23 protein-coding genes are annotated in these 21,342 nt (G+C 72.1%); 8 read left to right on the top strand and 15 right to left on the bottom strand.

The window, feature by feature from the left end; genetic code table 11:
• Positions 1 to 152: 152 nt before the first annotated feature.
• From ACF09E_RS23775 to ACF09E_RS23765, 3 genes are all read right to left on the bottom strand, one after another.
• Positions 153 to 815: a DUF5063 domain-containing protein gene (locus tag ACF09E_RS23775; RefSeq protein ID WP_361847648.1), complete on the bottom strand. Its 663-nt coding sequence runs from the start codon at positions 813 to 815 to the stop codon at positions 153 to 155.
• 35 nt (positions 816 to 850) lie between these two features.
• Complete coding sequence (gene recR / locus ACF09E_RS23770) at positions 851 to 1,450, bottom strand: recombination mediator RecR (RefSeq protein WP_041662562.1); 600 nt, start codon at positions 1,448 to 1,450, stop codon at positions 851 to 853.
• A 104-nt stretch (positions 1,451 to 1,554) separates the two neighbouring features.
• Positions 1,555 to 1,890 (bottom strand): YbaB/EbfC family nucleoid-associated protein, encoded by a 336-nt coding sequence (locus ACF09E_RS23765; RefSeq protein ID WP_015034576.1) that lies wholly within the window; start codon positions 1,888 to 1,890, stop codon positions 1,555 to 1,557.
• Between the two features lie 267 nt (positions 1,891 to 2,157).
• On the opposite strand from ACF09E_RS23765, the gene ACF09E_RS23760 reads away from it, so the two are divergent.
• A complete protein-coding gene (locus ACF09E_RS23760) occupies positions 2,158 to 2,862 on the top strand; it encodes an SLATT domain-containing protein (RefSeq protein WP_392207092.1) in 705 nt (234 codons plus the stop codon).
• Positions 2,863 to 2,976: 114 nt separating this feature from the next.
• On the opposite strand, the gene ACF09E_RS23755 is transcribed toward ACF09E_RS23760, so the two are convergent.
• The 3 genes from ACF09E_RS23755 to ACF09E_RS23745 all read right to left on the bottom strand — a co-directional run bounded on the left by ACF09E_RS23755 (position 2,977) and on the right by ACF09E_RS23745 (position 6,019).
• Positions 2,977 to 3,627, bottom strand: coding sequence for a hypothetical protein (locus ACF09E_RS23755; RefSeq protein ID WP_361847652.1), 651 nt, complete (start codon positions 3,625 to 3,627; stop codon positions 2,977 to 2,979).
• 229 nt (positions 3,628 to 3,856) lie between these two features.
• Positions 3,857 to 4,564, bottom strand: coding sequence for a GntR family transcriptional regulator (locus tag ACF09E_RS23750; protein WP_392206899.1), 708 nt, complete (start codon positions 4,562 to 4,564; stop codon positions 3,857 to 3,859).
• Between the two features lie 90 nt (positions 4,565 to 4,654).
• Positions 4,655 to 6,019 carry an aspartate aminotransferase family protein gene (locus tag ACF09E_RS23745; protein WP_361847658.1) on the bottom strand — a complete coding sequence of 455 codons (1,365 nt, stop codon included), beginning with the start codon at positions 6,017 to 6,019 and terminating at the stop codon, positions 4,655 to 4,657.
• A gap of 187 nt (positions 6,020 to 6,206) precedes the next feature.
• Here ACF09E_RS23745 and ACF09E_RS23740 point away from each other — a divergent pair, with 187 nt between their 5' ends.
• Both ACF09E_RS23740 and ACF09E_RS23735 read left to right on the top strand, forming a co-directional pair.
• A complete protein-coding gene (locus tag ACF09E_RS23740) occupies positions 6,207 to 6,830 on the top strand; it encodes a DJ-1/PfpI family protein (protein WP_392206898.1) in 624 nt (207 codons plus the stop codon).
• Entirely contained in the window at positions 6,827 to 7,282 is a 456-nt protein-coding gene (locus ACF09E_RS23735; protein ID WP_392206897.1) for a MarR family winged helix-turn-helix transcriptional regulator, read from the top strand. The genes ACF09E_RS23740 and ACF09E_RS23735 overlap by 4 nt, the downstream gene beginning before the upstream one ends.
• Positions 7,283 to 7,296: 14 nt before the next feature.
• On the opposite strand, the gene ACF09E_RS23730 is transcribed toward ACF09E_RS23735, so the two are convergent.
• Genes ACF09E_RS23730 through ACF09E_RS23720 form a run of 3 tightly spaced genes read right to left on the bottom strand, consistent with a single transcriptional unit; the run spans position 7,297 to position 8,461 of the window.
• Complete coding sequence (locus ACF09E_RS23730; RefSeq protein WP_209495575.1) at positions 7,297 to 7,740, bottom strand: PIN domain-containing protein; 444 nt, start codon at positions 7,738 to 7,740, stop codon at positions 7,297 to 7,299.
• Entirely contained in the window at positions 7,737 to 8,003 is a 267-nt protein-coding gene (locus ACF09E_RS23725; RefSeq protein ID WP_392206896.1) for a CopG family transcriptional regulator, read from the bottom strand. The genes ACF09E_RS23730 and ACF09E_RS23725 overlap by 4 nt, the downstream gene beginning before the upstream one ends.
• A gap of 41 nt (positions 8,004 to 8,044) precedes the next feature.
• Positions 8,045 to 8,461, bottom strand: coding sequence for a hypothetical protein (locus ACF09E_RS23720; RefSeq protein WP_392206895.1), 417 nt, complete (start codon positions 8,459 to 8,461; stop codon positions 8,045 to 8,047).
• 157 nt (positions 8,462 to 8,618) lie between these two features.
• Between ACF09E_RS23720 and ACF09E_RS23715 the strand changes: the two genes are divergently transcribed.
• Complete coding sequence (locus ACF09E_RS23715) at positions 8,619 to 9,455, top strand: helix-turn-helix domain-containing protein (RefSeq protein WP_392206894.1); 837 nt, start codon at positions 8,619 to 8,621, stop codon at positions 9,453 to 9,455.
• On the top strand, positions 9,452 to 9,631 hold the full coding sequence (locus ACF09E_RS23710) for a DUF397 domain-containing protein (protein WP_392206893.1): 180 nt from the start codon (positions 9,452 to 9,454) through the stop codon (positions 9,629 to 9,631). The genes ACF09E_RS23715 and ACF09E_RS23710 overlap by 4 nt, the downstream gene beginning before the upstream one ends.
• A 4-nt stretch (positions 9,632 to 9,635) precedes the next feature.
• Here the strand turns inward: ACF09E_RS23710 and ACF09E_RS23705 are convergent, their stop codons facing one another.
• The 4 genes from ACF09E_RS23705 to ACF09E_RS23690 form a co-directional block, all read right to left on the bottom strand.
• Positions 9,636 to 10,556, bottom strand: a complete 921-nt coding sequence (locus tag ACF09E_RS23705; RefSeq protein WP_392206892.1) for a glycoside hydrolase family 19 protein — start codon at positions 10,554 to 10,556, stop codon at positions 9,636 to 9,638.
• Between the two features lie 197 nt (positions 10,557 to 10,753).
• A complete protein-coding gene (locus ACF09E_RS23700; RefSeq protein ID WP_361861762.1) occupies positions 10,754 to 11,599 on the bottom strand; it encodes a VCBS repeat-containing protein in 846 nt (281 codons plus the stop codon).
• A gap of 136 nt (positions 11,600 to 11,735) precedes the next feature.
• Positions 11,736 to 12,707 carry an FG-GAP repeat domain-containing protein gene (locus ACF09E_RS23695; RefSeq protein ID WP_392206891.1) on the bottom strand — a complete coding sequence of 324 codons (972 nt, stop codon included), beginning with the start codon at positions 12,705 to 12,707 and terminating at the stop codon, positions 11,736 to 11,738.
• 241 nt (positions 12,708 to 12,948) lie between these two features.
• The gene (locus ACF09E_RS23690; RefSeq protein ID WP_392206890.1) at positions 12,949 to 13,890 is read right to left on the bottom strand and encodes an NADP-dependent oxidoreductase; all 942 of its coding nucleotides are present in this window, start codon (positions 13,888 to 13,890) and stop codon (positions 12,949 to 12,951) included.
• Between the two features lie 188 nt (positions 13,891 to 14,078).
• Between ACF09E_RS23690 and ACF09E_RS23685 the strand changes: the two genes are divergently transcribed.
• Positions 14,079 to 15,722, top strand: a complete 1,644-nt coding sequence (locus ACF09E_RS23685; RefSeq protein ID WP_392206889.1) for a substrate-binding domain-containing protein — start codon at positions 14,079 to 14,081, stop codon at positions 15,720 to 15,722.
• A gap of 4 nt (positions 15,723 to 15,726) precedes the next feature.
• Positions 15,727 to 17,613, top strand: a complete 1,887-nt coding sequence (locus tag ACF09E_RS23680) for a serine/threonine-protein kinase (protein ID WP_392206888.1) — start codon at positions 15,727 to 15,729, stop codon at positions 17,611 to 17,613.
• A gap of 72 nt (positions 17,614 to 17,685) precedes the next feature.
• Here the strand turns inward: ACF09E_RS23680 and ACF09E_RS23675 are convergent, their stop codons facing one another.
• Positions 17,686 to 18,969: an adenylosuccinate synthase gene (locus ACF09E_RS23675; RefSeq protein WP_361856546.1), complete on the bottom strand. Its 1,284-nt coding sequence runs from the start codon at positions 18,967 to 18,969 to the stop codon at positions 17,686 to 17,688.
• A 142-nt stretch (positions 18,970 to 19,111) separates the two neighbouring features.
• Between ACF09E_RS23675 and ACF09E_RS23670 the strand changes: the two genes are divergently transcribed.
• Positions 19,112 to 19,909 (top strand): diacylglycerol kinase, encoded by a 798-nt coding sequence (locus ACF09E_RS23670; RefSeq protein ID WP_392206887.1) that lies wholly within the window; start codon positions 19,112 to 19,114, stop codon positions 19,907 to 19,909.
• 144 nt (positions 19,910 to 20,053) lie between these two features.
• Here the strand turns inward: ACF09E_RS23670 and ACF09E_RS23665 are convergent, their stop codons facing one another.
• Positions 20,054 to 21,241 (bottom strand): cytochrome P450, encoded by a 1,188-nt coding sequence (locus tag ACF09E_RS23665; protein WP_392206886.1) that lies wholly within the window; start codon positions 21,239 to 21,241, stop codon positions 20,054 to 20,056.
• Positions 21,242 to 21,342: the final 101 nt, after the last annotated feature.

The following is a 21,342-nucleotide window of genomic DNA, read 5'->3' as shown; positions in this document are numbered from 1 at the left end:
TGGGTCTGCCTGCCCGGGAGAGCCGGGGGTACGCGGCGGGAGCCCGAGATGTGCGCGGGCTCACACGCCGTCGAGGAGCCGGGCGCTGCCTGCTCAGCGCGCGCAGGCCGAGCCTGGCGCTGCTTCCCAGCGTGCGCAGGCCGGGCCGGGCGCTACTTCCTCAGCGTGCGCAGGCCGAGCGGGGCGCCGATCTCCTCGGCCATCACGCGGCCCGCCTCCTCGGCGAGGTCGTCCTCGGTCAGGTCCTCGTCGGTGTCGAGGCCGTCGAGCGCCGCGAGCGGCTGGTCGAGGCGGACGTGGGCGACGAGCGACTGGAGGGCGCGGAGGGTGGCGGAGGCGGTGGGTCCCCAGTTGGAGAAGTACGAGAACTGCCACCACCAGAGGGCCTCGCTGGTGCGGCCCGCGCGGTAGTGGGCCTGGCCGTGGCGGAGGTCGGCGACGATGTCGGCGAGGTTGTCGGAGATGCGGGCCGGGACCGGGGCCTTGCGGGGCTCGTACGGGTCGAAGACCTCGGAGAACACGTCGACCGGTTCGAGGAGCACGGCGAAGCGCTCGCGCAGGTCGTCCATGTCGGGCTCGGGGCCCGTGTCCGTCTCGTAGCGCTCGTCCGGGACGATGTCCTCGTGCGCGCCGAGCCGGCCGCCCGCGAGGAGCAGCTGCGAGATCTCCAGGAGCAGGAAGGGCACGGCGCTGTCCGGCTCGTCGCCCTTGGCGACCTCGGTGGTCGCGACGATGAAGCTCTCGATGGAGTCGGCGATCTGGACCGCGAAGTCGTCGGGGTTCTGCGTGATCGCGTGCAGCGTGGGGTCAGACATCGAGGAGCCTCCCTGAGAGCGCACCGGCCCGGTCGTCATACATCTAGCAGCCTCCGTCCCTCGAAGGCACGGCCGAGGGTGACCTCGTCGGCGTACTCGAGGTCGCCGCCGACCGGGAGTCCGCTCGCGAGCCGCGTCACCTTGAGCCCCATCGGCTTGATCATCCGCGCCAGGTACGTCGCGGTGGCCTCGCCCTCCAGGTTCGGGTCGGTCGCGAGGATCAGCTCGGTGACCGTGCCGTCGGCGAGCCGGGCGAGCAGCTCGCGGATGCGGAGGTCGTCCGGGCCGACGCCCTCGATCGGGCTGATCGCGCCGCCGAGGACGTGGTAGCGCCCCCGGAACTCGCGGGTCCGCTCGATCGCGACGACGTCCTTGGGTTCCTCGACCACGCAGATGACGGTCAGGTCGCGGCGGGGGTCGCGGCAGATGTTGCACTGCTCCTGCTGTGCCACGTTGCCGCAGACCGCGCAGAACCTGACCTTCTCCTTGACCTCCAGGAGCGCGTGCGCGAGACGCCGTACGTCGGTCGGCTCGGCCTGGAGGATGTGGAAGGCGATCCGCTGCGCGCTCTTGGGACCGACGCCGGGCAGCCTGCCCAGTTCGTCGATGAGGTCCTGCACCACGCCTTCGTACACGGAACGCCCTTCCAAGGGAGTGCTTGATTCTTACGGTAGTGGCTTAAAGCGGGGCTAAGAAGTCCGCGGGCGGCGGGGGCTCGAAAGCCCCCGGTCCGGCGGGGTCAGAAGCCGAGGCCGGGCATGCCGCCCATGCCCTGGGCCAGCGGGCCGAGCTTGGCCTGCTGGAGCTGCTGCGCGTTGTCGTTGGCGGCCTGGACGGCGGCCACGATCAGGTCGGCGAGCGTCTCGGTGTCCTCCGGGTCGACCGCCTTGGGGTCGATGACCAGGCCGCGGAGCTCGCCGGAGCCGGTCACGGTCGCCTTGACCAGGCCGCCGCCCGCCTGTCCGTCGACCTCGGTCGCCGCCAGCTCCTGCTGGGCGCGGGCGAGGTCCTGCTGCATCTTCTGGGCCTGCTGGAGAAGCTGCTGCATGTTGGGCTGACCACCACCGGGAATCACGGTCACTCCTGAGGTTCGGTACGTCCGTATGTCGGTACGCCGAGCCTACGTGGTCCCCGCCCGCCCTGCTCCACCACTCTTTCGAGTGAGAAACGCCGGACTCCTCTACCTGATCAAGACCCCCTTGCGGGCGGAAATCCTGGGATTCCGGGCCCGCCGCCCACCATTCGGCGGTAGGAAGGGCAGGCACCACGTGCACCGCACGTCACAGAAGGACACGAGCACTGAGCTGAACAGAGGAGTCCCCCGGTGAGCCAGCAGCCGGAGATGCAGCCACCGGGACCCCCCGGGGGAGACGTTCACCGCGATCTGACCGGGACGCCGTTCCCCCTGGGCGACTGGGGCGAGCCCGCCGAGCGGCTCGACGAGCTGTACCGCTGGGTGGAGTCCCATGCCCTGCGCATCGCCGAGTGGTACCTCTCCGACCGGGTCTGGAAGCGCCGCAACGCCCGGATGCTGCGGATCGGCACGGCCGCCGGGGTGATCGCGGGTGCCGCGCTGCCGCTGCTCGACCTGACCGGTGTGGCCGAGGGGGCCGCCGGCTGGGGCTACCTCTCGCTGCTGCTCGGGGCCGCCTGTCTGGGCTGCGACCGGTACTTCGGTCTGACCGCGGGCTGGATGAGGGACGTGGCGACGGCACAGGCCGTGCAGCGCCGTCTCCAGGCCCTGCAGTTCGACTGGGCCTCGGAGAGCGTCCGGGAGGTCCTGGGGCCCACGGAGGGCACCGCCAGCGAGGCGGCCGAGCGCTGCCTGGGCGTGCTGCGGCGCTTCTCGGAGGACGTGACGGAGCTCGTCCGGGCGGAGACCGCGGACTGGATGGTCGAGTTCCGCTCGGGTCCGGCGCCGCTGGCCCTCCAGTCGGTGGGCGTGGGGCCCGCGCGGGCGGAGAGCCACCATCCCTCGGGCCGCTTCCCGCTGCCGCCGGGCACCCGGCCGAACATGCCGCGGCAGCGGCCCCCGGAGACCCGCTGACGGGGACCTCCGGGACCCCGCGGCTGCCGCCGGCCCCGGGCCGCCCGGGTCCGCGGTCGGCCGGGCCTGGTGTGCGGACCCCGGCCGGGCCGGTGCGGGCGGGGCCGGCGGACCTCAGCTCAGGATGATCATCGAGCCCTGGGCCAGGCTCCGGGTCGCGGCCGCGTGCAGCCCCAGCCACACGTGGCGCTCCCGGGCGAAGGGGCCGCCGTCCGGTGCGACCGCGGCGGCCGGCTCCTCCAGGGTGGTGGGCCGCTCCGGCGGGAGCGGGGGCGCCGGGGGGTTGGCGGGGTCGATGCCGATGGAGGGCGCCACGAACTCCAGCTCGCGCAGCAGCCCGTACGAGGAGCCGAGCGGCCCGCCGCCCTCCAGGAGCTCGTCGTTGGCGAGCGGGACCGGGAAGTCGACCGGGACGTAGGCGCCGGCGTGGTCGTAGTGCCAGACGAGGTGCGACTGCTGGGCGGTCGCCTCGAACATCTCCAGGAGCTGCTCGTAGTCGCCGCCGAGCTCGCCGACGGGCTCGACGGGGAGTCCGCACATCTGGAGGAGGTAGGCGCGCCGCAGGAAGTGCAGGGCCTCGTAGTCGAAGCCGGCGATCGGGGCGACGTCGCCGGAGAGCCCGGGCATGTAGGCGTAGACCGGCACGGTCGGCAGACCGGAGGCGGTGAGCACGGCGTCGTACGCGGCGATCTCTTCGGCGAAGGGGTTGTCGGGGCTGTGGCACAGCACGTCGACGAGGGGGACCAGCCACAGGTCACAGGCCAAGGGAGGCTCGCTCTCCGTCAGTTGCGGGGGACGCTCGCAGGGCGTTCGCCAGGCTTTTGCAGGGACGGCCAGGTTAGTCGGCGCCCCACGGACACCGTCCACCCGCTGAGGAACTGCCCGGGGAGCCGGGCCCTCAACCCGGGGAGGGCGTCCCAACCCGGCGGCGGTCCTGCGGTCCGGTGGCGGTCGGCGGCCCGTTCCGGCCCGGCCGGTCGTGCCGGGGGCCCGGTCAGCGGGCCCGGCGCTCCAGCCGGTCGGCCCAGTCCATCGAGTGGGCGTTGTACTCCCGGACGACCGCGACGGCCGCCTGCGCGTCACCGCGGGTGATGGCGTCGACGAGGTCGACGTGTCCGCTCCACAGCCAGCCGAGGACGTCCCGCTCGGAGCGCAGGTAGGGGACGGAGAACACCCAGGCCTGGACGCGGAGCCGGTGGAGGAAGTCGGCGATGTAGTCGTTGGCGGCGACGAGCCGGCCGAGTTCGCGCCAGTACCGGATGTCGTAGCCGATGAGGATGTCGAGGTCGCCGGCGCGGGCCGCGCGGGCCGCGGCCTCGCCCCTGCGGCGGACGGAGACGAGGGCGACGCCGATCCCGAGGTCGGGTTCGGTGGCGGCGGAGCGGGGCGGCACCATGGCGGCGTCGCGCCGGAAGATGCCGTCGACGACGAGCATCCGGGCCTCGACCATGCCCCGGTAGTCGTCGACCGAGTACTGGTGGACGCGGAAGCCGCGGTGCTGGTCGGAGTCGAGGAGGCCCTGGGCGCAGAGGTCGACGAGGGCTTCGCGCACGGGGGTGGTGGAGACGCCGTACTGGTCGGCGATCTGCTTGACGGTGAATTCCTCGCCGGGTTGGAGACGGCCCGCGAGCACCTCGTCACGCAGCGCGTCCGCGATCTGCTGTCGCAGGGTGTTGCGGGTGACAGCTCCGCTCGCGGGCATGGGTGCGCCCCCTCCGTCCGGCTCCGGACACCCTAGTCCAGACGGAAGGGGCGCCCCCGTTTCCGATGTCACACGGTGATCACAGGGGGGTCACACGGTGTGCTCGTCGGCGACCGCGAGGGCGGCGTCGAGGGCGGCGAGGCCCTCCTTGGCCTCGGCCTCGGTGACGTTGCAGGCGGGGACGGCGTGGGTGCGGTTCATGTTGACGAAGGGCCACAGGCCGTTCTTCTTCGCCGCGGCGCCGAAGGCGGCCATCGGCGCGTTCGCCTCGCCGGCCGCGTTGTACGGGACGAGCGGCTCGCGGGTCTCGCGGTTCCTGACCAGGTCGAGGGCCCAGAAGACGCCGAGGCCGCGGACCTCGCCGACGGACGGGTGGCGCTCGGCGAGCTCGCGCAGGCCGGGGCCGAGGACGTGCTCGCCGATGTGGGCGGCGTTCTCGACGACCTTCTCGTCCTCCATCACCTGGATGGTGGCGACGGCGGCGGCGCAGGCCAGCGGGTGACCGGAGTAGGTCAGTCCGCCCGGGTAGGGCCGCTTGTCGAAGGTGGCGGCGATCTTCTCGCTGATGGCGACGCCGCCGAGGGGCACGTACCCGGAGTTCACGCCCTTGGCGAAGGTCATCAGGTCGGGCACGACGTCGAAGTGCTCGGCGGCGAACCACTTTCCGGTGCGGCCGAAGCCGGCCATGACCTCGTCGAGGACGAAGACGATGCCGTACTTGTCGCAGATCTCGCGGACGCCGGCGAGGTAGCCGGGCGGCGGGGTCATGATGCCGGCGGTGCCGGGCACGGTCTCCAGGATGATCGCGGCGATGGTCGCCGGGCCCTCGAAGGCGATCGTGTCCTCCAGGTGCTGGAGGGCGCGGGCGCTCTCCTCCGCCTCGGTGGTGGCGTAGAAGGGCGAGCGGTAGAGGAACGGCGCCCAGAAGCGCACGACGCCGGCGGAGCCGTTGTCGGAGGCCCAGCGGCGCGGGTCACCGGTCAGGTTGATCGCGGTGGAGGTGGCGCCGTGGTACGAGCGGTAGGCGGAGAGCACCTTCGTGCGGCCGGTGTGCAGACGGGCCATGCGGACGGCGTTCTCGACGGCCTCGGCGCCGCCGTTGGTGAAGAAGATCTTGTCCAGGTCGCCCGGGGTGCGCTCGGCGATGAGGCGTGCGGCCTCGGAGCGGACGTCGATGGCGAAGGCGGGCGCGAAGGTGGTGAGCTTCGCGGCCTGCTCCTGGATGGCGGCGACCACGCGGGGGTGCTGGTAGCCGATGTTCGTGTAGACGAGGCCGCTGGTGAAGTCCAGGTAGCGGTTTCCGTCGTAGTCCCAGAAGTACGAACCCTCGGCGCCGGCGACGGCGAGCGGGTCGATCAGGCCCTGAGCGGACCAGGAGTGGAACACGTGCGCGCGGTCGGCGGCCTTGACGGCGGCCCCGGCCTGGGGATCGGGTTCGACGACATGAGGGGTCATGGCGTCGAGGGTAAGGAACCGCAGGTAGGGCGGGCCATGGCCATCTTGTCCACCGAGACCGGGGCGGACGCGACACCTTGTTCCGTCATGCGGAATTCCCTCCCTCATTGACAGCATACTGTCCTCATGACAGTCTCCTGTCATCAGGGGTACCAAGGGATCGACCACACCGACCAAGGGGTCAGCCATGGGAACGCACGCCGGAACGAAGACCGTCCACCTCGCCGTCTACGACACGCTCGCCGACTGGGAGACGGGCCACACCACCGCCTGGCTGGCCCGCGCCGGGTACACGGTCAGGACGGTCGGCCCGGTCGCCGGGGAGCCCGTCACGACCATCGGCGGCCTGCGGATCGTGCCCGACCTCGCGCTCGCCGACCTGCGGCCCGAGGACAGCGCGCTGCTGATCCTCCCCGGGGCCGAGAAGTACGACGAGGGCGACGAGCTGGCCCCCTTCACCGACCGGGCCGCCGCCTTCCTCGACGCCGGGGTCCCGGTCGCCGCGATCTGCGGCGCCACCGCCGGCCTGGCGAAGGCGGGGCTGCTCGACCGGCGGCCCCACACGAGCGCGGTCTCCTTCTACCTGGACGCCACCGGCTACAAGGGCGGCGAGCACTACGTCGACGCGGACGCGGTGACGTCGGAGGGCGAGGCCGGCACGGGCGCCCTGGTCACGGCGGGCCCGACCGAGCCGGTCGCCTTCGCCCGCGAGGTCTTCGCGGTCCTCGGCGCCTACGAGGGGAAGCGGGACGCCTGGTACCGCCTCTTCCACGACTCGGACCCGGCGGCCTTCGCCGAGCTGAACGCATGAGCCGCACGGAGCAGGACGCGCTCTCCCGGACCGCCCTGGGCGTCTTCCGCCTCAACGGCCAGTTCCTCGCCGTCTCGGAGAAGCTGGCCGAGCCGGCGAGCCTGACCGCGGCCTGGTGGCAGGTCCTGGGAGCCGTCCTCCCCGAGCCCCTGCCGGTCGCCGGGATCGCCCGGACCATGGGCATCACCCGGCAGAGCGTCCAGCGGATCGCGGACCTGCTCGTCCGGGAGGGACTCGCGTCGTACGAGCCGAACCCGGCCCACCGCCGGGCCAAGCTCCTCGCCCCCAGCGAGGCGGGCCGGGCGGCCATCGCCCGCATCGACCCGGGCCACGCGCAGCTGGCGGCCGCGCTCGTCCGGGAGCTGGGCGGCCAGGAGGCCTTCGACGAGACGGTACGGGTCCTGGAGCGGCTGTCGGCGGCGCTGGAGGCGGTCGAGGCCGGTCACCGGTAGGCAGCCGACAGCGCTCAGAGCGGAAGGTCGTCGGGCAGCACCCGGAACGCCTTGTGGCGCCCGAGGGGGCGGACGGCACGGAAGTCGCGACGGTCGAGCGTGAGGATCGCGTCCGTGTCGTACTCGGCGGCCAAGGCGACGTTGACGGCGTCGGCCAGGTCGAGGTCGAGCGCCGCGTAGCGCAGCCGGACCATCTGGGCGGCGCCCAGATGGTCCTCGGTGATCTCCGGCATGGAGACGCGCCCCCGGCGCATCCAGTGCCGGATGTCGTCCACCGCGCTCAGCGCGGCTTCGCGGCCGAGTTCACGCGTGGCCACGTGGTCGAGCTCGGCCAGCAGCAGCGGGGACATCACGAGCAGCCCCGCCGCCTGGATCGCCTCGGTGGCGGCCGCGTTCTCGGGGTGGGTGGAATCGAGAGCGGCCAGCAGCCCGGAGGTGTCGGCCACGACGATGATCACGCAGCCGTCCCCGATTCGGTGTCCGCCTCGCGCCGGGCCGCGTCGGCCACGACATCGCGGACCTCGGCCTTGGCCAAGGTCCGGCCGCGCCCCTCGAACGTGCGCGAGAACAGAGGCTCGTCCCAGATCCGGTTGGCCATGGCCGCGAGGTGGATCCCCTGCCGGATGATCTCGGCCTCGCTTATGCCGCGACGCTTGGCGGCCTCCTTGATGATCGCCAGGTCCTCGGGGTCGGCGTACACGTTCGTGCGCTTCATGGACATGTACCAACCTTAACCCATGTACCAGAGTGATGTACGTGACCTCAGGACACACCGTTGAACTGCTCGGTCACGGCGCTCCTCAGCAGCAGCGGATGGACGAAGCGGTCCGGCGACGACGGCGGGAAGCGCCAGGACAGCGGCCAGGTCCGCCCGGTGAGCGCGGGCACGGGCACGTAGCTGACGTGGGCGGGCCCGGCGTTGAACCGGGTCACCCCGCGCGGCCACGGCTTCCGCGCCGTCGACCCCGGCGGCACGAGGAAGTAGACCCCGCGCCGCCCGTTCGCCTCGATCACCACCGGACCCGGGTCGCCCCCGGTGAGCACCTCCATCCGGTCGGCGAGCAGCCGCCCCTCGTCGCCGTCGACACGGACGGCGTCGAATTGCACCCCCGCCTTGCGGAGTTGGAATCCGGAAAGAGGAATCCAATCAGCGTTTACTTCCCGATTCTCTTCATTCACGAGGACATGTTCCCGCGCCGACGCTAGCGTTTTCCACGACTGTGCCGGGCGCGTCGGCAACCCCTTGACCTGCGTCAACGCGCCTCGGAGCCAGTCGAATTCGGCGGGGAGCAGTTGAGACCGGTTGAGATCGGTTGAGTCCGGATGGGGAGCGGGAATGGCGCGAGCGGAGAACAGGGAATCGGTCGGCCCTGCGGCCAGGATGGCGGCGGCGGTGGCCAGGAAAATGCGGCTGAAGAAGGGACTGACCCAGGACCGGCTGGGCACGGAGATGGGCTTCACCGGAGCGGCGGTCAGCGCGATGGAACGGCTCATCCACCCGGTGAGCGACGACATGCTGGTTCAGTTGGAGCGGGTTCTCGCCGGCGGTACGGGCATCTTCGAGGAGATGCGGGAGCTCGTACGGCTGGAGAAGCTTCCGGAGCAGTTCCGCGGGTACGCCCCGATCGAGCAGAAGGCGGTGGCGCTGTGGCTGTACGCGAACCACGTCGTCCACGGGCTGTTCCAGACGGAGTCGTACGCGCGGGCGCTGATCGCGGGAAGCTATCCAGAGCCCACGTCCGAACGGGCGGAGGAGCTGGTGGTCGGCCGGATGGCCAGGAAAGCCCTGTTCGAGCGGAAGCCGGTCTGCGAGATCGAGCTCGTACTCGATGAGTCGGTGCTGCGGCGAGCGATCGGGAATGAAGAGTTCGCGCGGGAACAGTTGCTGTATCTGGCGGAGTGCGCGCGGAGGCGGAACGTGAACCTTCAGGTACTGCCGCTGGATGCCGGGTTGGGGGGTGAGTACTCCGGCGATCGCGGTGACCTGAACATCGTGGAGACACCGGCTCACGACCACGTCACCTACCTGGAGATCCAGGGTGAGAGCCTGCTGATCACCGACCGGGCCAAGGTCAGTACGCACCGGCAGCGGTATGCGAAGATCCGGGCACAGGCCCTGGATCCGCGCAGGTCGCTGGGTCTCATCGAGCAGTTGGCGGGAGTACGGAGATGAACGACAACACCCTGCACTGGTTCAAGTCCAGCTACAGCGATGGGGGCGGCGGCAACTGCGTCGAGGTCGCCACCTCCCCCCACGCCGTCCACCTCCGTGACTCCAAGCAGCACGACGGCGGGCCCACGTTCACCGTGGAGCCCGCCGCGTGGAGCGCGTTCGTCGCCTGGCAGTAGCCGGTCAGCAGGAGAGGTTCGACCCCGCGGGGACGCCGAGGATCTGGGTGAACTGCTGGTACTTGGTGACGCGGCTCTGGACCTGGGCCGGGTTGCGGCCGTTGCACTCCAGGCTGCCGTTGATCGCCCAGATCGTCTGGCCGAAGCCGGCGCCGTTGACCATGGCGTTGTGCGCGGTCATCGTGCCGGGGCCGCTCTGGGTGTTCCAGTACCAGAGGCCGGTCATCATGGCGACGGCCGGGTCCTGCTCGACGCGCCAGGGGTTGTTCAGCAGGTCGATGCCGAGGGCGTCACCGGCGGCCTTGTAGTTGAAGTTCCAGGAGAGCTGGATGGGGCCGCGGCCGTAGTAGGCGGCCTGGCCGGCGGGGCAGCCGTAGGGCTGGCCGGCGTCGCAGTAGTGCGGGTAGTTCGCGGTGTTCTGCTCGACGATGTGGACGAGGCCGCCCGTCTCGTGCGAGACGTTCGCGAGGAAGGCCGCGGCCTCCTGCTTCTTCACCGTGTCGCTGCCGGTGTTGGCGAAGCCGGGGTACGACTTGAGGGCGGCGGTGAGGCCCGCGTACGTGTAGAAGGGGTTCCGGTTCGGGAACATCTGGTTGAACTGGGCCTCGGAGACCACGAATCCGGAGGTCGGCGGCGTGGTCGGCGGGGTGGTGGGCGGGGTGGTGGGTCCGCCGCCGCAGACGCCCTGGTCGGCCCAGACGCCCCACTCGCCGGTGGTGCCGGGGGTCTCGTTCTGGGTCCACCACTTGGCCTGCCAGTTACGGCCGTTGTGCGAGGCCGTCATGCCGCCCGTGTAGACGCTGGAGGAGTTCCAGGCGGCCGCGCAGGCGGCGGCCGCACCCGCCGAGGCGGCGGGGACGAGGAGGACGGCGAGTCCGACGGCCGTACAGAGCGCGGCCAGCGAGGTGACCAACTTACGCAGCATGCGTGCTTCCTTCCGGGTGGGGCCGGGTCGGGGAAAGCACAGCGAATCGCTATTGGTCTGGACCTGTCAAGGTCTAGACCAGAAGTTGCGACAAGGGGAATTCCTCATGCCCCGGACACGCAAGAGGCGGCCCCGGGCCCGGAGTTCGGGCCCGGGACCGCCGTCATGCGGTCCCCACGCAGGTGGGACGGGTGCGACTAGAAGAGGTTGTACTTCTGGAAGCCGCTGCCGGCCTTGACCGGCGCCTTGAACGGAGCCGCGGCGTTGCCCGTGCCCAGGTACTTGAGCAGGTCGCCGTTCGACTTGCGGGCGAGCAGGTCCGCCTTGCCGTCGAGGTTGATGTCACCGGTCGACAGGATCCGGTCGTACGCGTTCCAGCCGGAGCCGACCTTCGTACGGCCGGTGAAGGGGGCCTTGTAGTTGCCCGTGCCCTTGTAGAGCCACAGGACGCCCGTCTTGTCGCGCGCGACGACGTCCGGCTTGCCGTCACCGGTCAGGTCGCCCTGGCCGGCGATCTGGGTGTACGCGTTCCAGCCGCCACCGACCCGCACGCGGGGGGTGAGGGTGCCGTTCGGATAGGAGAGGTAGCTCCACAGCACGCCGGTCTTGTCGACGCCGAGCAGGTCGGCCTGCTTGGCACCGCCGACGTTGCCCGGCGAGAGGACGGTCGTGTAGATGTTCCAGCCGCGGCCGACGGTGTTCCCGTCGATGTCGCCGCTGTCCGGCGAGTAGAAGTCCAGACGGCCGTTCTTGTAGACGGTCCAGTCGGCTTCGCCGTGACCGTCGTTGTCGTTGTCCGCGACGATGATGTCGGCGACGTCGGCGACCTTGTCCAGCGGACCGATCGTGTCGATCTCGTTGCCGACCGGGAACCAGACCTGCAGTTCCTGGGTCGTCTTGTTGGCCCCGTACATCTCGAACGTGGGCTGCACCGGCAGCTCGGTGCCGGCGGCGGAGGCCGTGCCGGCCACGGTCGCGGTCGCGACCGCGACGGCGGTGGCGACGAGCGCGCCCCTGAGCGCACGGCGACGCATGATGGTCATCAGGTTCCCCCCTGGGACTCTTCGGCGGCGCGCTCCACGCGCCGCTGATCTTGAAATATTGCCACAGACATTCGAAATTCGGCGAAATTTCGAAGAGCCCGTGGGCATGACGTGAAGACGCCCAAGCGGCCTGCGGCTACAGGATGTTGTAGATCTGGAAGCCGTGGCCGATCTTGACGGGCTTCTGGAAGACGGCCGCGGCGCTGCCGGAGCTCGGGTACCGGAAGAGATCGCCGTTCGGCGTGCGGGCGATCAGGTCCGTCCGGCCGTCGCTGTCGAGGTCGCCGACCGACAGCAGCCGGTCGTACATGTTCCAGCCGGAGCCGATCTTCGTACGGCCCGCGAAGGGGGCCTTGTAGTCGCCCGTACCACGGTAGAGCCAGAGGACACCGGCCTTGTCGCGGGCGACGATGTCGGGCCTGGCGTCACCGGTCAGGTCGCCCTGGCCCGCGATCTGGCCGTACTGGTCCCAGCCGCCGCCGACCCGGGTGCGGGCCGTGAGCGAGCCGTCCGGGTAGGCGAGGTACGACCACAGGACGCCGGTCTTGTCGACGCCGAGCAGGTCGGCCTCCTTCGCGCCGCCGATGCTGCCGGGCGAGAGGACCGTGCGGTAGGTGTTCCAGCCCTTGCCGACCTGCTTGGAGTGCTGCTGCATGTCGTCGGTGAACCAGTGGTAGTCGACCCGCCCGTCCTTGGCGAAGTACCAGGTGCCGTCCCCCCGCCCGTCCTTGTCGTTGTCGACCTGGATCGTGTCGGCGAGGTGGTCGTAGGAGATCTCCAGGTGGTAGCGGGGTTTGAAGCCGCCCTCCCCGTCCGGGAAGTAGAGGTAACCCTCGGTCGTCTGCTTGTGGACGCCGAACATCGAGAAGGTGGGCGTCTCCACCGGGGTGTCCGCGGTGCCGGACGCACCGGCGCGCGGGGCGTCCGCGGCACGGCGCCCGGTCGGGTCCTGGCCCTGGTGCCCGGCCTCGGCCGCGGCACGCGCCCGGTCGGCGGCGGCCGGGTCGCCGGAGGCGGCGGCGGTGGTCGCGGTGGCGGCCAGGGCGATCACGGCGGCGGTGGCGGCGAGGGCACCGCGCAGGGCACGCCGACGTCGGATGGCGGTCATGAAGGTTCCCCCCTGGGATCCACACGGCTGTCTACGGGCTCGACGGCAGGCGCACGTGGTCGTGCGGGGCCGCCGGAGGCCAGAAGCCTCTCACGAGGGTGCGACAAGGCCCGGACCAGGGGTCCGGGCCTTCTCCTTCGGGGGATCCTGCGCGCGGGCGGGAGCGGCGCCTCGGATCGGGTGCCTCGGATCGGGTGCCTCGGATCCGCAATTTCGGATCCGCCGTCCCGGATCCGCCCTCTCAGATCAGGAGCACGATCCGGCCCGGCCGGTGGCCGGCCTCCGCACGGCGGTGCGCCTCCGCGACCTCCTCCAGCGGGAGAACGTCGGCCACCCGCGTGATCACCTCGCGGGCCGCCACCTTCTCCAGGGTCTCCTTGAGCCGGTCCGCGTCCGGCGCGGCCCGGACCGCCTCGACGCGGATGTCCCGCTCGGAGACCGGGATCCGGTCGGGCGCGATCGCCACGAACACCCCGCTGTCCTTCACCGCCGGGAGCAGCGCCTCGCCGACGAGCGCCCCGTCGAAGACCCCGTCGACCCCGTCGGGCGCGACCTCGGCCACCCGGGCGAGCACCAGACCCGGCATGCCGCGGGGGACGGCGTGGTCCGCGCCGAGGATCCTCAGCTCGCTCTCGTCGCCCTCGTGGGCGACGGCGACGACCCGCAGCCCGGCCGCGTGGGCGTACTGGACCGCGAGCCGGCCCACGACGGCGCTCGCTCCGGTGACCAGGAGCGTCGCCCCCGGCGGCAGGGCGAGCCGGTCGAGGCCCTGCTGGGCCGTCGCGGAGGCCAGCGGGACGGACGAGGCGACGGTGAACTCCACGTCGTCCGGGATCGGGGCCAGCCACGCGGGATCGACCCGGACGATCTCCGCGTAGGTGCCCTCGCCGGTCAGCTCCTCGTACCAGGGCACGTAACCGGCCACCCGGGTGCCCTCGGGCATTCCGGGCACCGGGTCGAGGAGCTTCCCCGCGAAGTCCGTGCCCAGCACGAAGGGGGGCTTGAGCGCACCGACCGCGTCGGCGTACAGGCCGGCCCGGATCCGCAGGTCCGCCTGGTTCACACCGACGGCCTTGAGCCGCACCCGCACCCGGCCGGGCACGTCCCCGGCCACCGGCTCGGGCCGGCGCGCCATTCTGAGGACCTCGGGTCCGCCGTAGGCGGTCACTTCGACGACACGCATGGGGTTCTCCTCAGACTGAAGGCCCCCTCGTGGCCATTACACCCACGCTCCCCGGCACCGGCAACCTCTGATGAGCCGTCCGCGCCGGGCCCCCGGGACGGCGGGCCCGGTTGGCGGAGAGACGAATTCCAGGAGGCGGGACGCGAGGTGTCCGCCGCTCCCGCACCCGGGTCCGTACCGTCGCGCGGGTGGACTGGCTCACCGCTGAGAACGTCATCGCCGTGGTCACCGCGCTCGTCGGTGTCCTCGTCTCCGTCGCCGCCGTCTGGGTGCAGTGGTGGGTCCCGCGCCGCCGCCGGATCGGCTACCGCGTCCAGCTCGACACGTCCATCGCGGCCGGCGCGGCCGCCAGCACCGCCGTGACCGGCCCCGGCGCGACCGTGCGCCGCGGGTTCTTCGACACCACGCAGGAGCTGACCGACGCCACCATCGTCCTCCTGCGGATCGAGAACGACGGCGGCCTCGCCATCGGCGGCGACGACTACACCGACGGCGGCGGCACCGGGCTCACCGTGCGGTTCGGCGACCCGGACGGCACCGGCCCCGGCCGCCGCATGAAGGCGATCGTCGTGACCGCGCCCGAACACCCCGGGCTCCTGACCCACTTCGACGCCGCCTGGCAGCCGACCGTGGGCGCCGGGTCCATCCGGCTGCCCAAGGTGCCGCTCAACCGGGGCGCCCACTACAAGCTGCTCGTCCTGCTCACCGGCGGCCCCACCGGCGCCCCCGTCACCGTCGACGGCACCCTCGACGACGGAGTCGTGCACGTCAACCACAGCACCACGCCCGACGACAAGACGCCCCTCTTCAGCCGGGTCGCGCGGACCGTCACCCTCACCCTCACCCTCTGCGTGATCGCGCTCGCCGTGATCATCGTCCGGGACCGGACCCCGCCGCCGATCGGCTGCGCCGAGGGCCGCCTGACCGTCATCGGATCGACGGCCTTCGCCCCCGTCGTCCGGGACCTCGCGAAGAACTACGAGAAGGACTGCCCGGGCGCGACCGTGACCGTGGAGGCCCGCGGGTCGACCTCCGGGATACGGCGGCTGGCCGAGGAGGGCGCGAGGACGGCCAAGGGCTCCCCCGCGCTCGTCGCCCTCTCCGACGGGCGCAAGCCCGACGGCTTCCCCGAGCTGCGGGAGAGCATGGTCGCCGTCTCCCTCTACACGCTCGTCCTCAACGACGAGGTGCCCGTGCACGACCTGACCCTGGACCGGATCCGCCGGATCTACCGGGGAGAGATCACGAACTGGGGCCAGCTGGTGCCCGGCCTCGACCTGCCCGTGCTCCTCGTCAGCCGGGACGCCAACTCCGGTACCAGGGAGGTGTTCCAGCGCCGGGTCCTCGGACGCAACGAGCCCGCCAACTCCTCCCTGGACTGCCGGACCAGCAACGACCCGGAGTCGCCGGTCGTCCGCTGCGAGCTGGACTCCACGGAGCAGGTCCTCTCCACGGTGGCCAGGCTGCCCGGCGCCATCGGCTACACCGAGGTGCGCGAGGGCACCGGACTCACGGGGCTGCACCGGGTGGCCGTCGACGGCCGCCGGCCGGTCCTGGACGAGCTGGGCTCGTCGAGCTACCCCTACCGGGAGGTCGAGTACGCCTACACCTGGCGCGAGCCGCGACCGGACTCGCTGACCGCCGCCTTCCTCACCTATCTGCGCTGGGGCGGCGGCCAGGACGTCGTCCGCGGCCACGGGCACCTGCCCTGCTCGACCCCCAAGGGGCTGAGGATCTGCGGCGAGGACGCGCCGCCCGCGCCCGCGCCGCCGGCCCCCTCGTCCGGCGGGCGAACGGGCGGGACGGCCGTCCCGAGGTCTGGCATGCTCTGACGACGTGGAGCCATTGAACGCGGAAGACCCGGTCAGCATCGGCCCGTTCCGTCTGCTCGGCCGCCTCGGCGTCGGGGGAATGGGCCGGGTGTTCCTCGCGCGATCGGCCGGCGGACGGACCGTCGCGGTGAAGGTCGTGCACGCGGAACTGGCCGCCCAGGACGAGTTCCGGCGCCGCTTCGCCCGCGAGGTCGCGTCCCTGGAGCGGGTCGGCGGCACGGGCACCGCGCCCGTCCTCGGCTCGGACACCACGGCCGGCGCCCCGTGGGTGGCGATCGGCTACGTCCCGGGCCCGTCCCTGCGGACCGTGGTCGGCGACGAGTTCGGGCCGCTGCCGCCCGCGACCGTGAAAGCACTGGCCGCGGGCCTGGCCCGCGCCCTGGTGCACATCCACGCGGCCGGGCTCGTCCACCGCGACCTCAAGCCGTCCAACGTGCTGCTCACCGTCGACGGCCCGCGGATCATCGACTTCGGCATCGCACGGGCCGTCGACACCGTCGCCGAGGGCGGCAACCTGACCACCACCGGCGCGGTCGTCGGCTCCCCCGGCTTCATGTCGCCCGAGCAGGTGCGGGGCGACCGGCTCACCCCCGCGTCGGACGTCTTCTGCCTCGGCTCGGTCCTCGCGTACGCGGCGACCGGCCGCTCCCCCTTCGGGACGGCGGACAGCGGGGTGCACGCGACCATGTTCCGCATCGCCCACGACGAACCCGACCTGACGGATCTGGCACCCGAGCTGACCGGGGTGATCCGGGCCTGCCTCGCCAAGGACCCGGAGGCCCGGCCGACGGCCGCCGAGATCGCGGAGACCCTGCCGGCCCCCGACCCCTGGCTCCCGGCGGACGTCCTCGCCCGGCTCGGCCGCCACGCGGCGCGGCTCCTGGAGGCGGAGACGGAGAGCACGACGGGCACCGGCGGCGCCGTCCGGGCCGCCGGCGACCCGACCCCGGCGACGCCCCTCCCGTCCACCGCCTCCACGGCGTCCGGGCCGCGGCCCGGACGCCGCCGCCGGACGGCCCTCGTCGCCGGGCTCGCGGCGCTCGCGGTGGCGGCCGCGGCCTCCGTCGCGTACACCTTCCGGCCCGACCCGGACGTCGGCCGGGACGACCAGCGCAACCGCGCCCCGGGCAGCACCGGCGACGTGGCGGCCCGCCCCGCCGGCATCGTGCCCGCCGCGTTCCTCGGCGCCTGGGAGGGCGTCGTCCAGGGCTCGCAGGACCACCCGCGGGAGACGGCCCGGTTCGAGATCGGCCAGGGGGCGGTGGGCGCCAAGAACGCGGTCTACGTCCAAGTCACCGAGAACCGTCTGTGCATGGGCCGCTCCCGGCTGGTCTCCGCCGACGAGGACAAGGTGGTCCTCGGCGAGTCCGACGTGACGACCAGCGTGCCCGCCGAACGCTGCGTGCCCGCCCCCCACCAGACGCTCACCCTGCGCTCCCCCGACGTCCTGGAGTGGACCTCGGGCACCGCGAAGGCCACCTTCCGCAAGGCCCCCACCGGCACGGAGGTCGTCCCCGCCCGGTTCCTCGGCTCCTGGTCGCGGATCCCCGCCCCGGAGGTCTACGGGGAGAACGACGACCGCTACACCTCGCGGGTGACGATCACCCAGGGCCCGGTCGGGTCCCCCGTGATCAGCGTCCTCGACGGCTATCCGCGGACCGTCGACGGCGTCCTGATGGACGAGGACTGGTCCTGCGGCACCACGGCCGTCCTCGCGGGCGTCGGCGACCTGCTGGTCGTCGGCCCCGCCACCCGGGACACCGACGCCTGGGACCGGGAGTGCCAGGAGGGCCTCTCCCGCTACCTCCGCGTCGACAGGCTGAACGGCAAGGAGCGGCTGCTCGTCTACCCGATGCTCGACGGCGAACCCAACGAGTACTACCGCTTGTAGCGCCGGACGGGGCCGTGAAACCGTCGTGGGCGGCCCCCCGAGGGGGACCGCCCACACCAGTGCCGCTGACCGCTAGAGGAACGAGTTGATCTCGATCGTCTCGGTGCGGCCGGGGCCGACGCCGATCGCGGAGATCGGGGCGCCCGACATCTCCTCCAGGGCCTTCACGTACGCCTGCGCGTTCTTCGGCAGGTCGGCGAAGGTCTTCGCCTTGGTGATGTCCTCGGACCAGCCCGGCAGCATCTCGTAGACCGGCTTCGCGTGGTGGAAGTCGGTCTGCGAGTACGGCAGCTCCTCGACGCGCTTGCCGTCGATCTCGTACGCGACGCAGACCGGGATCTGCTCCCAGCCGGTCAGCACGTCGAGCTTGGTGAGGAAGAAGTCCGTCAGGCCGTTGACCCGGGTCGCGTACCGCGCGATGACCGCGTCGAACCAGCCGCAGCGGCGGTCGCGGCCGGTGGTGACACCGCGCTCGCCGCCGATGCGGCGCAGGTCCTCGCCGTCCTGGTCGAACAGCTCGGTCGGGAACGGGCCGGCGCCGACGCGGGTCGTGTACGCCTTGAGGATGCCGATGACGCGGCTGATCTTCGTCGGGCCCACGCCGGTACCGGTGCAGGCGCCGCCCGCCGTCGGGTTCGAGGAGGTGACGAAGGGGTACGTGCCGTGGTCGACGTCGAGCAGCGTGCCCTGACCGCCCTCGAACAGGACGACCTTGTCCTCGTCGAGCGCGTTGTTCAGGATCAGCGTGGTGTCCGCGACGAACGGCTTGATCTGCTCCGCGTACTGGAGCATCTCCTCGACGATCTGCTCCGCCTCGATCGCCCGGCGGTTGTACAGCTTGGCGAGCAGCTGGTTCTTGCCCTCCAGCGCCGCCTCGACCTTCTGGGTGAGGATCGACTCGTCGTACAGATCCTGGACCCGGATGCCGACACGGTTGATCTTGTCGGCGTAGGTCGGGCCGATGCCGCGACCCGTGGTGCCGATCTTGCGCTTGCCGAGGAACCGTTCCGTCACCTTGTCGAGGGTGACGTTGTACGGGGTGATCAGGTGGGCGTTGCCGCTGATCAGGAGCTTCGACGTGTCGACGCCGCGCTCGTTCAGTCCCCTCAGCTCGGAGAGCAGGACCGCCGGGTCGACGACGACACCGTTTCCGATCACCGGGGTGCACCCCGGCGAGAGGATTCCGGAAGGGAGAAGATGCAGCGCGTACTTCTGGTCGCCGACGACGACGGTGTGGCCGGCGTTGTTGCCGCCCTGGTAGCGCACTACATAGTCAACGGATCCACCGAGGAGATCGGTGGCCTTTCCCTTGCCCTCGTCACCCCACTGAGCACCGAGCAGCACAAGTGCGGGCACAGGCGTACACCCCTTCCGGGTGGGGCATGTCCAAGGTCAGGGGCCGAGGCCGCCTCACCGGTGTGCCCCGGAATAGACGAAGCCCCTGGCGCAATAGCGCAAGGGGCTCTTGCACAAAGATGCTACCCGAGGAAGGACCGAGGTGTCGGATCACGACCAGCTGCTGGTCATCGTCGACCCGGTCGCCCGCCGAAGTGACGGCGAGTCCGTGCGGATCGCGAAGGATGTGCTGTCCGCGGGCGCGGAGGCGAAGATCTGCCTGCCGGGCAGCCCGGAGGAATTCGCCCGCGCCCTGGCCCGGCGGGGCTCCCGCCGTCCCGTGGTGCTCGGCGACGACCGCGCGCTGCTGCGCACGGTGGCCCTCCTCCACCGGGAGCGGGAGCTCGCCGCGGGCGCCCTCTCGCTCGTGCCGATCGGGGCGCCCGGCGCCCTGGAACTCGCCCACGGGCTCGGCGTGCCGCGCGCCACCCCGGCGGCCGCCCGGGCCGTCCTCGACGGGTCCGTGCGCCGCCTCGACCTGCTGGTCGACGACAGCGACGGCGTCGTCCTCGGCGACCTGGAGGTGCCGGCCCCGGTCGCCTCCGCCGCGGGCTCGCCGACCGTCTGGGGCACCTGCCGCTCCCTCGTCCGCACCCTGGTCCGCCCGGCCCCGACAGCCCTCGCGGTCCGCACCCACCGGCTGCGGGTGGAGGCGGACGGGGTGCTGCTCAGTGATGTCGACACCCCGCTGGAGAACGTCACGGTCCGGTCCATCGGCGGGGCGGCCGAGGTGGTCGTCCACCCCCCGGCGGCCCCCGCCCGGCACGCGACCGCCCGCATCCTCACCGTCTCGGGCCCGGACTTCCGCTACCGGGCGGACGGCCGCGTCGCGGGCCCGGTCCGCCGCCGGACCTGGACGGTCCTGGAGAAGGCGTGGGGGCTGACACTGCCCCGGGGCTGACACCGGCACGCACCACGGGAGGAAGGTTCCTGCGCGCGTCCGCCCGGCGACCTGGGGTTCATGGCGAGCTCGTCCTCGCCTCCCGGGCACGCGCGGGCGCGCGGGAGTGCGCCGACCTCGCCGACCGCCTCGCGGCGGCGGTCCTCACACCTCCACCAGCAGCTCCTCGAACCCCCTGATCACGTACCCCGGCTTCCGTACGGGTTCCGCCGCGAGCCGCAGGTCCGGGGCCTGGCGGAGCAGTTCGGCGAAGACCGCGGTCAGTTCGAGGCGGGCGAGCGGGGCGCCGAGGCAGTAGTGGATGCCGGCGCCGAAGGTGAGGTGGGGGTTGTCGGCGCGGGTGAGGTCGAGGGTGTCCGCGGTCGGGCCGAAGCGGGCGGGGTCGCGGTTGGCGGAGCCGAAGAGCAGCGCGACCTCGGAGCCGCGCGGGATGACCCGCCCGCCGACCTCGATGTCGTCGAGGACCCAGCGCTCGAACATCTGGAGCGGAGTGTCGTAGCGGAGAAGTTCTTCCACAGCTGTGGACAACTTTCCGGGATCCGGACGGACGCCGTGCTCCAGGAGGGTCCGCCAGCCGTTGACCGTCGTGTTCACCGTGGCCTCGTGGCCGGCGTTCAGGAGCAGGACGCAGGTGGAGACCGTCTCCTGCTCGGTCAGCCCCTCGACCGCGACCAGCGAGGAGATCAGGTCGCCCCCCGGCTCCTTCCGCCGCCGCGCGATCAGCTCCCGCAGGTAGGCGGAGAACTCGACGGAGGCCCGCACCGCCCGGCGGGCCGTCTCCTCCGAGGGGTTCAGCTCGAACATCCCGCAGATCGCCGCCGACCAGGGCCTCAGCCGCCCCCGCTCCTCGTCCGCCTCGGGCACGCCCAGCATCTCGGCGATCACCGCGACCGGCAGCGGCTCCGCCACCGCGGCCTGGAGGTCACCGCCGCCGGCCGCCACCAGTCCCCCGACCAGGTCGGCGGCGAGGCGGCGCACCGTCGGCGCCAGGTCCTCCACGGTCCGCGGGGTGAACGCCTTCGACACCAGCCGCCGTATGCGGCTGTGGTCGGCGCCCTCCAGATCGAGGAGCCCGTGGTCGTTGAGGGTGTGGAAGGGCTCGTGCGCGGCGTCCGGAGCCTCCCGCCCGAACTCCTCGTGGGTGAAGCGGTGGGTGTACGTGCGACCGAGGCGGCGGTCCCGGAGGAGCGCGGACACGTCCTCGTGGTGCGGGATCAGCCACTGGCGCGTGGGCTCGTACCAGTGGGCACGGCCGGCGGCGCGGAGCCGGGCGTAGGCGGGGTAGGGATCGGCGACGAACTCCGGGGACCAGGGGTCGAAGGCAGCGTCCATGACCGGACGCTACCCGCGCCTCCGGAAGGCTTCCAGGCCCTGCCGCCGGGCTCCGGCGGCAGCGGGAGGCTCTACCAGGGCCCCGCCGGGCTCCCCGCCCG

This window comes from Streptomyces sp. NPDC014891, from assembly GCF_043081085.1.
Taxonomy (GTDB): domain Bacteria; phylum Actinomycetota; class Actinomycetes; order Streptomycetales; family Streptomycetaceae; genus Streptomyces.
Note: the sequence above shows the minus strand (reverse complement) of the source record. Positions and strands in the feature narration are given on the sequence as shown.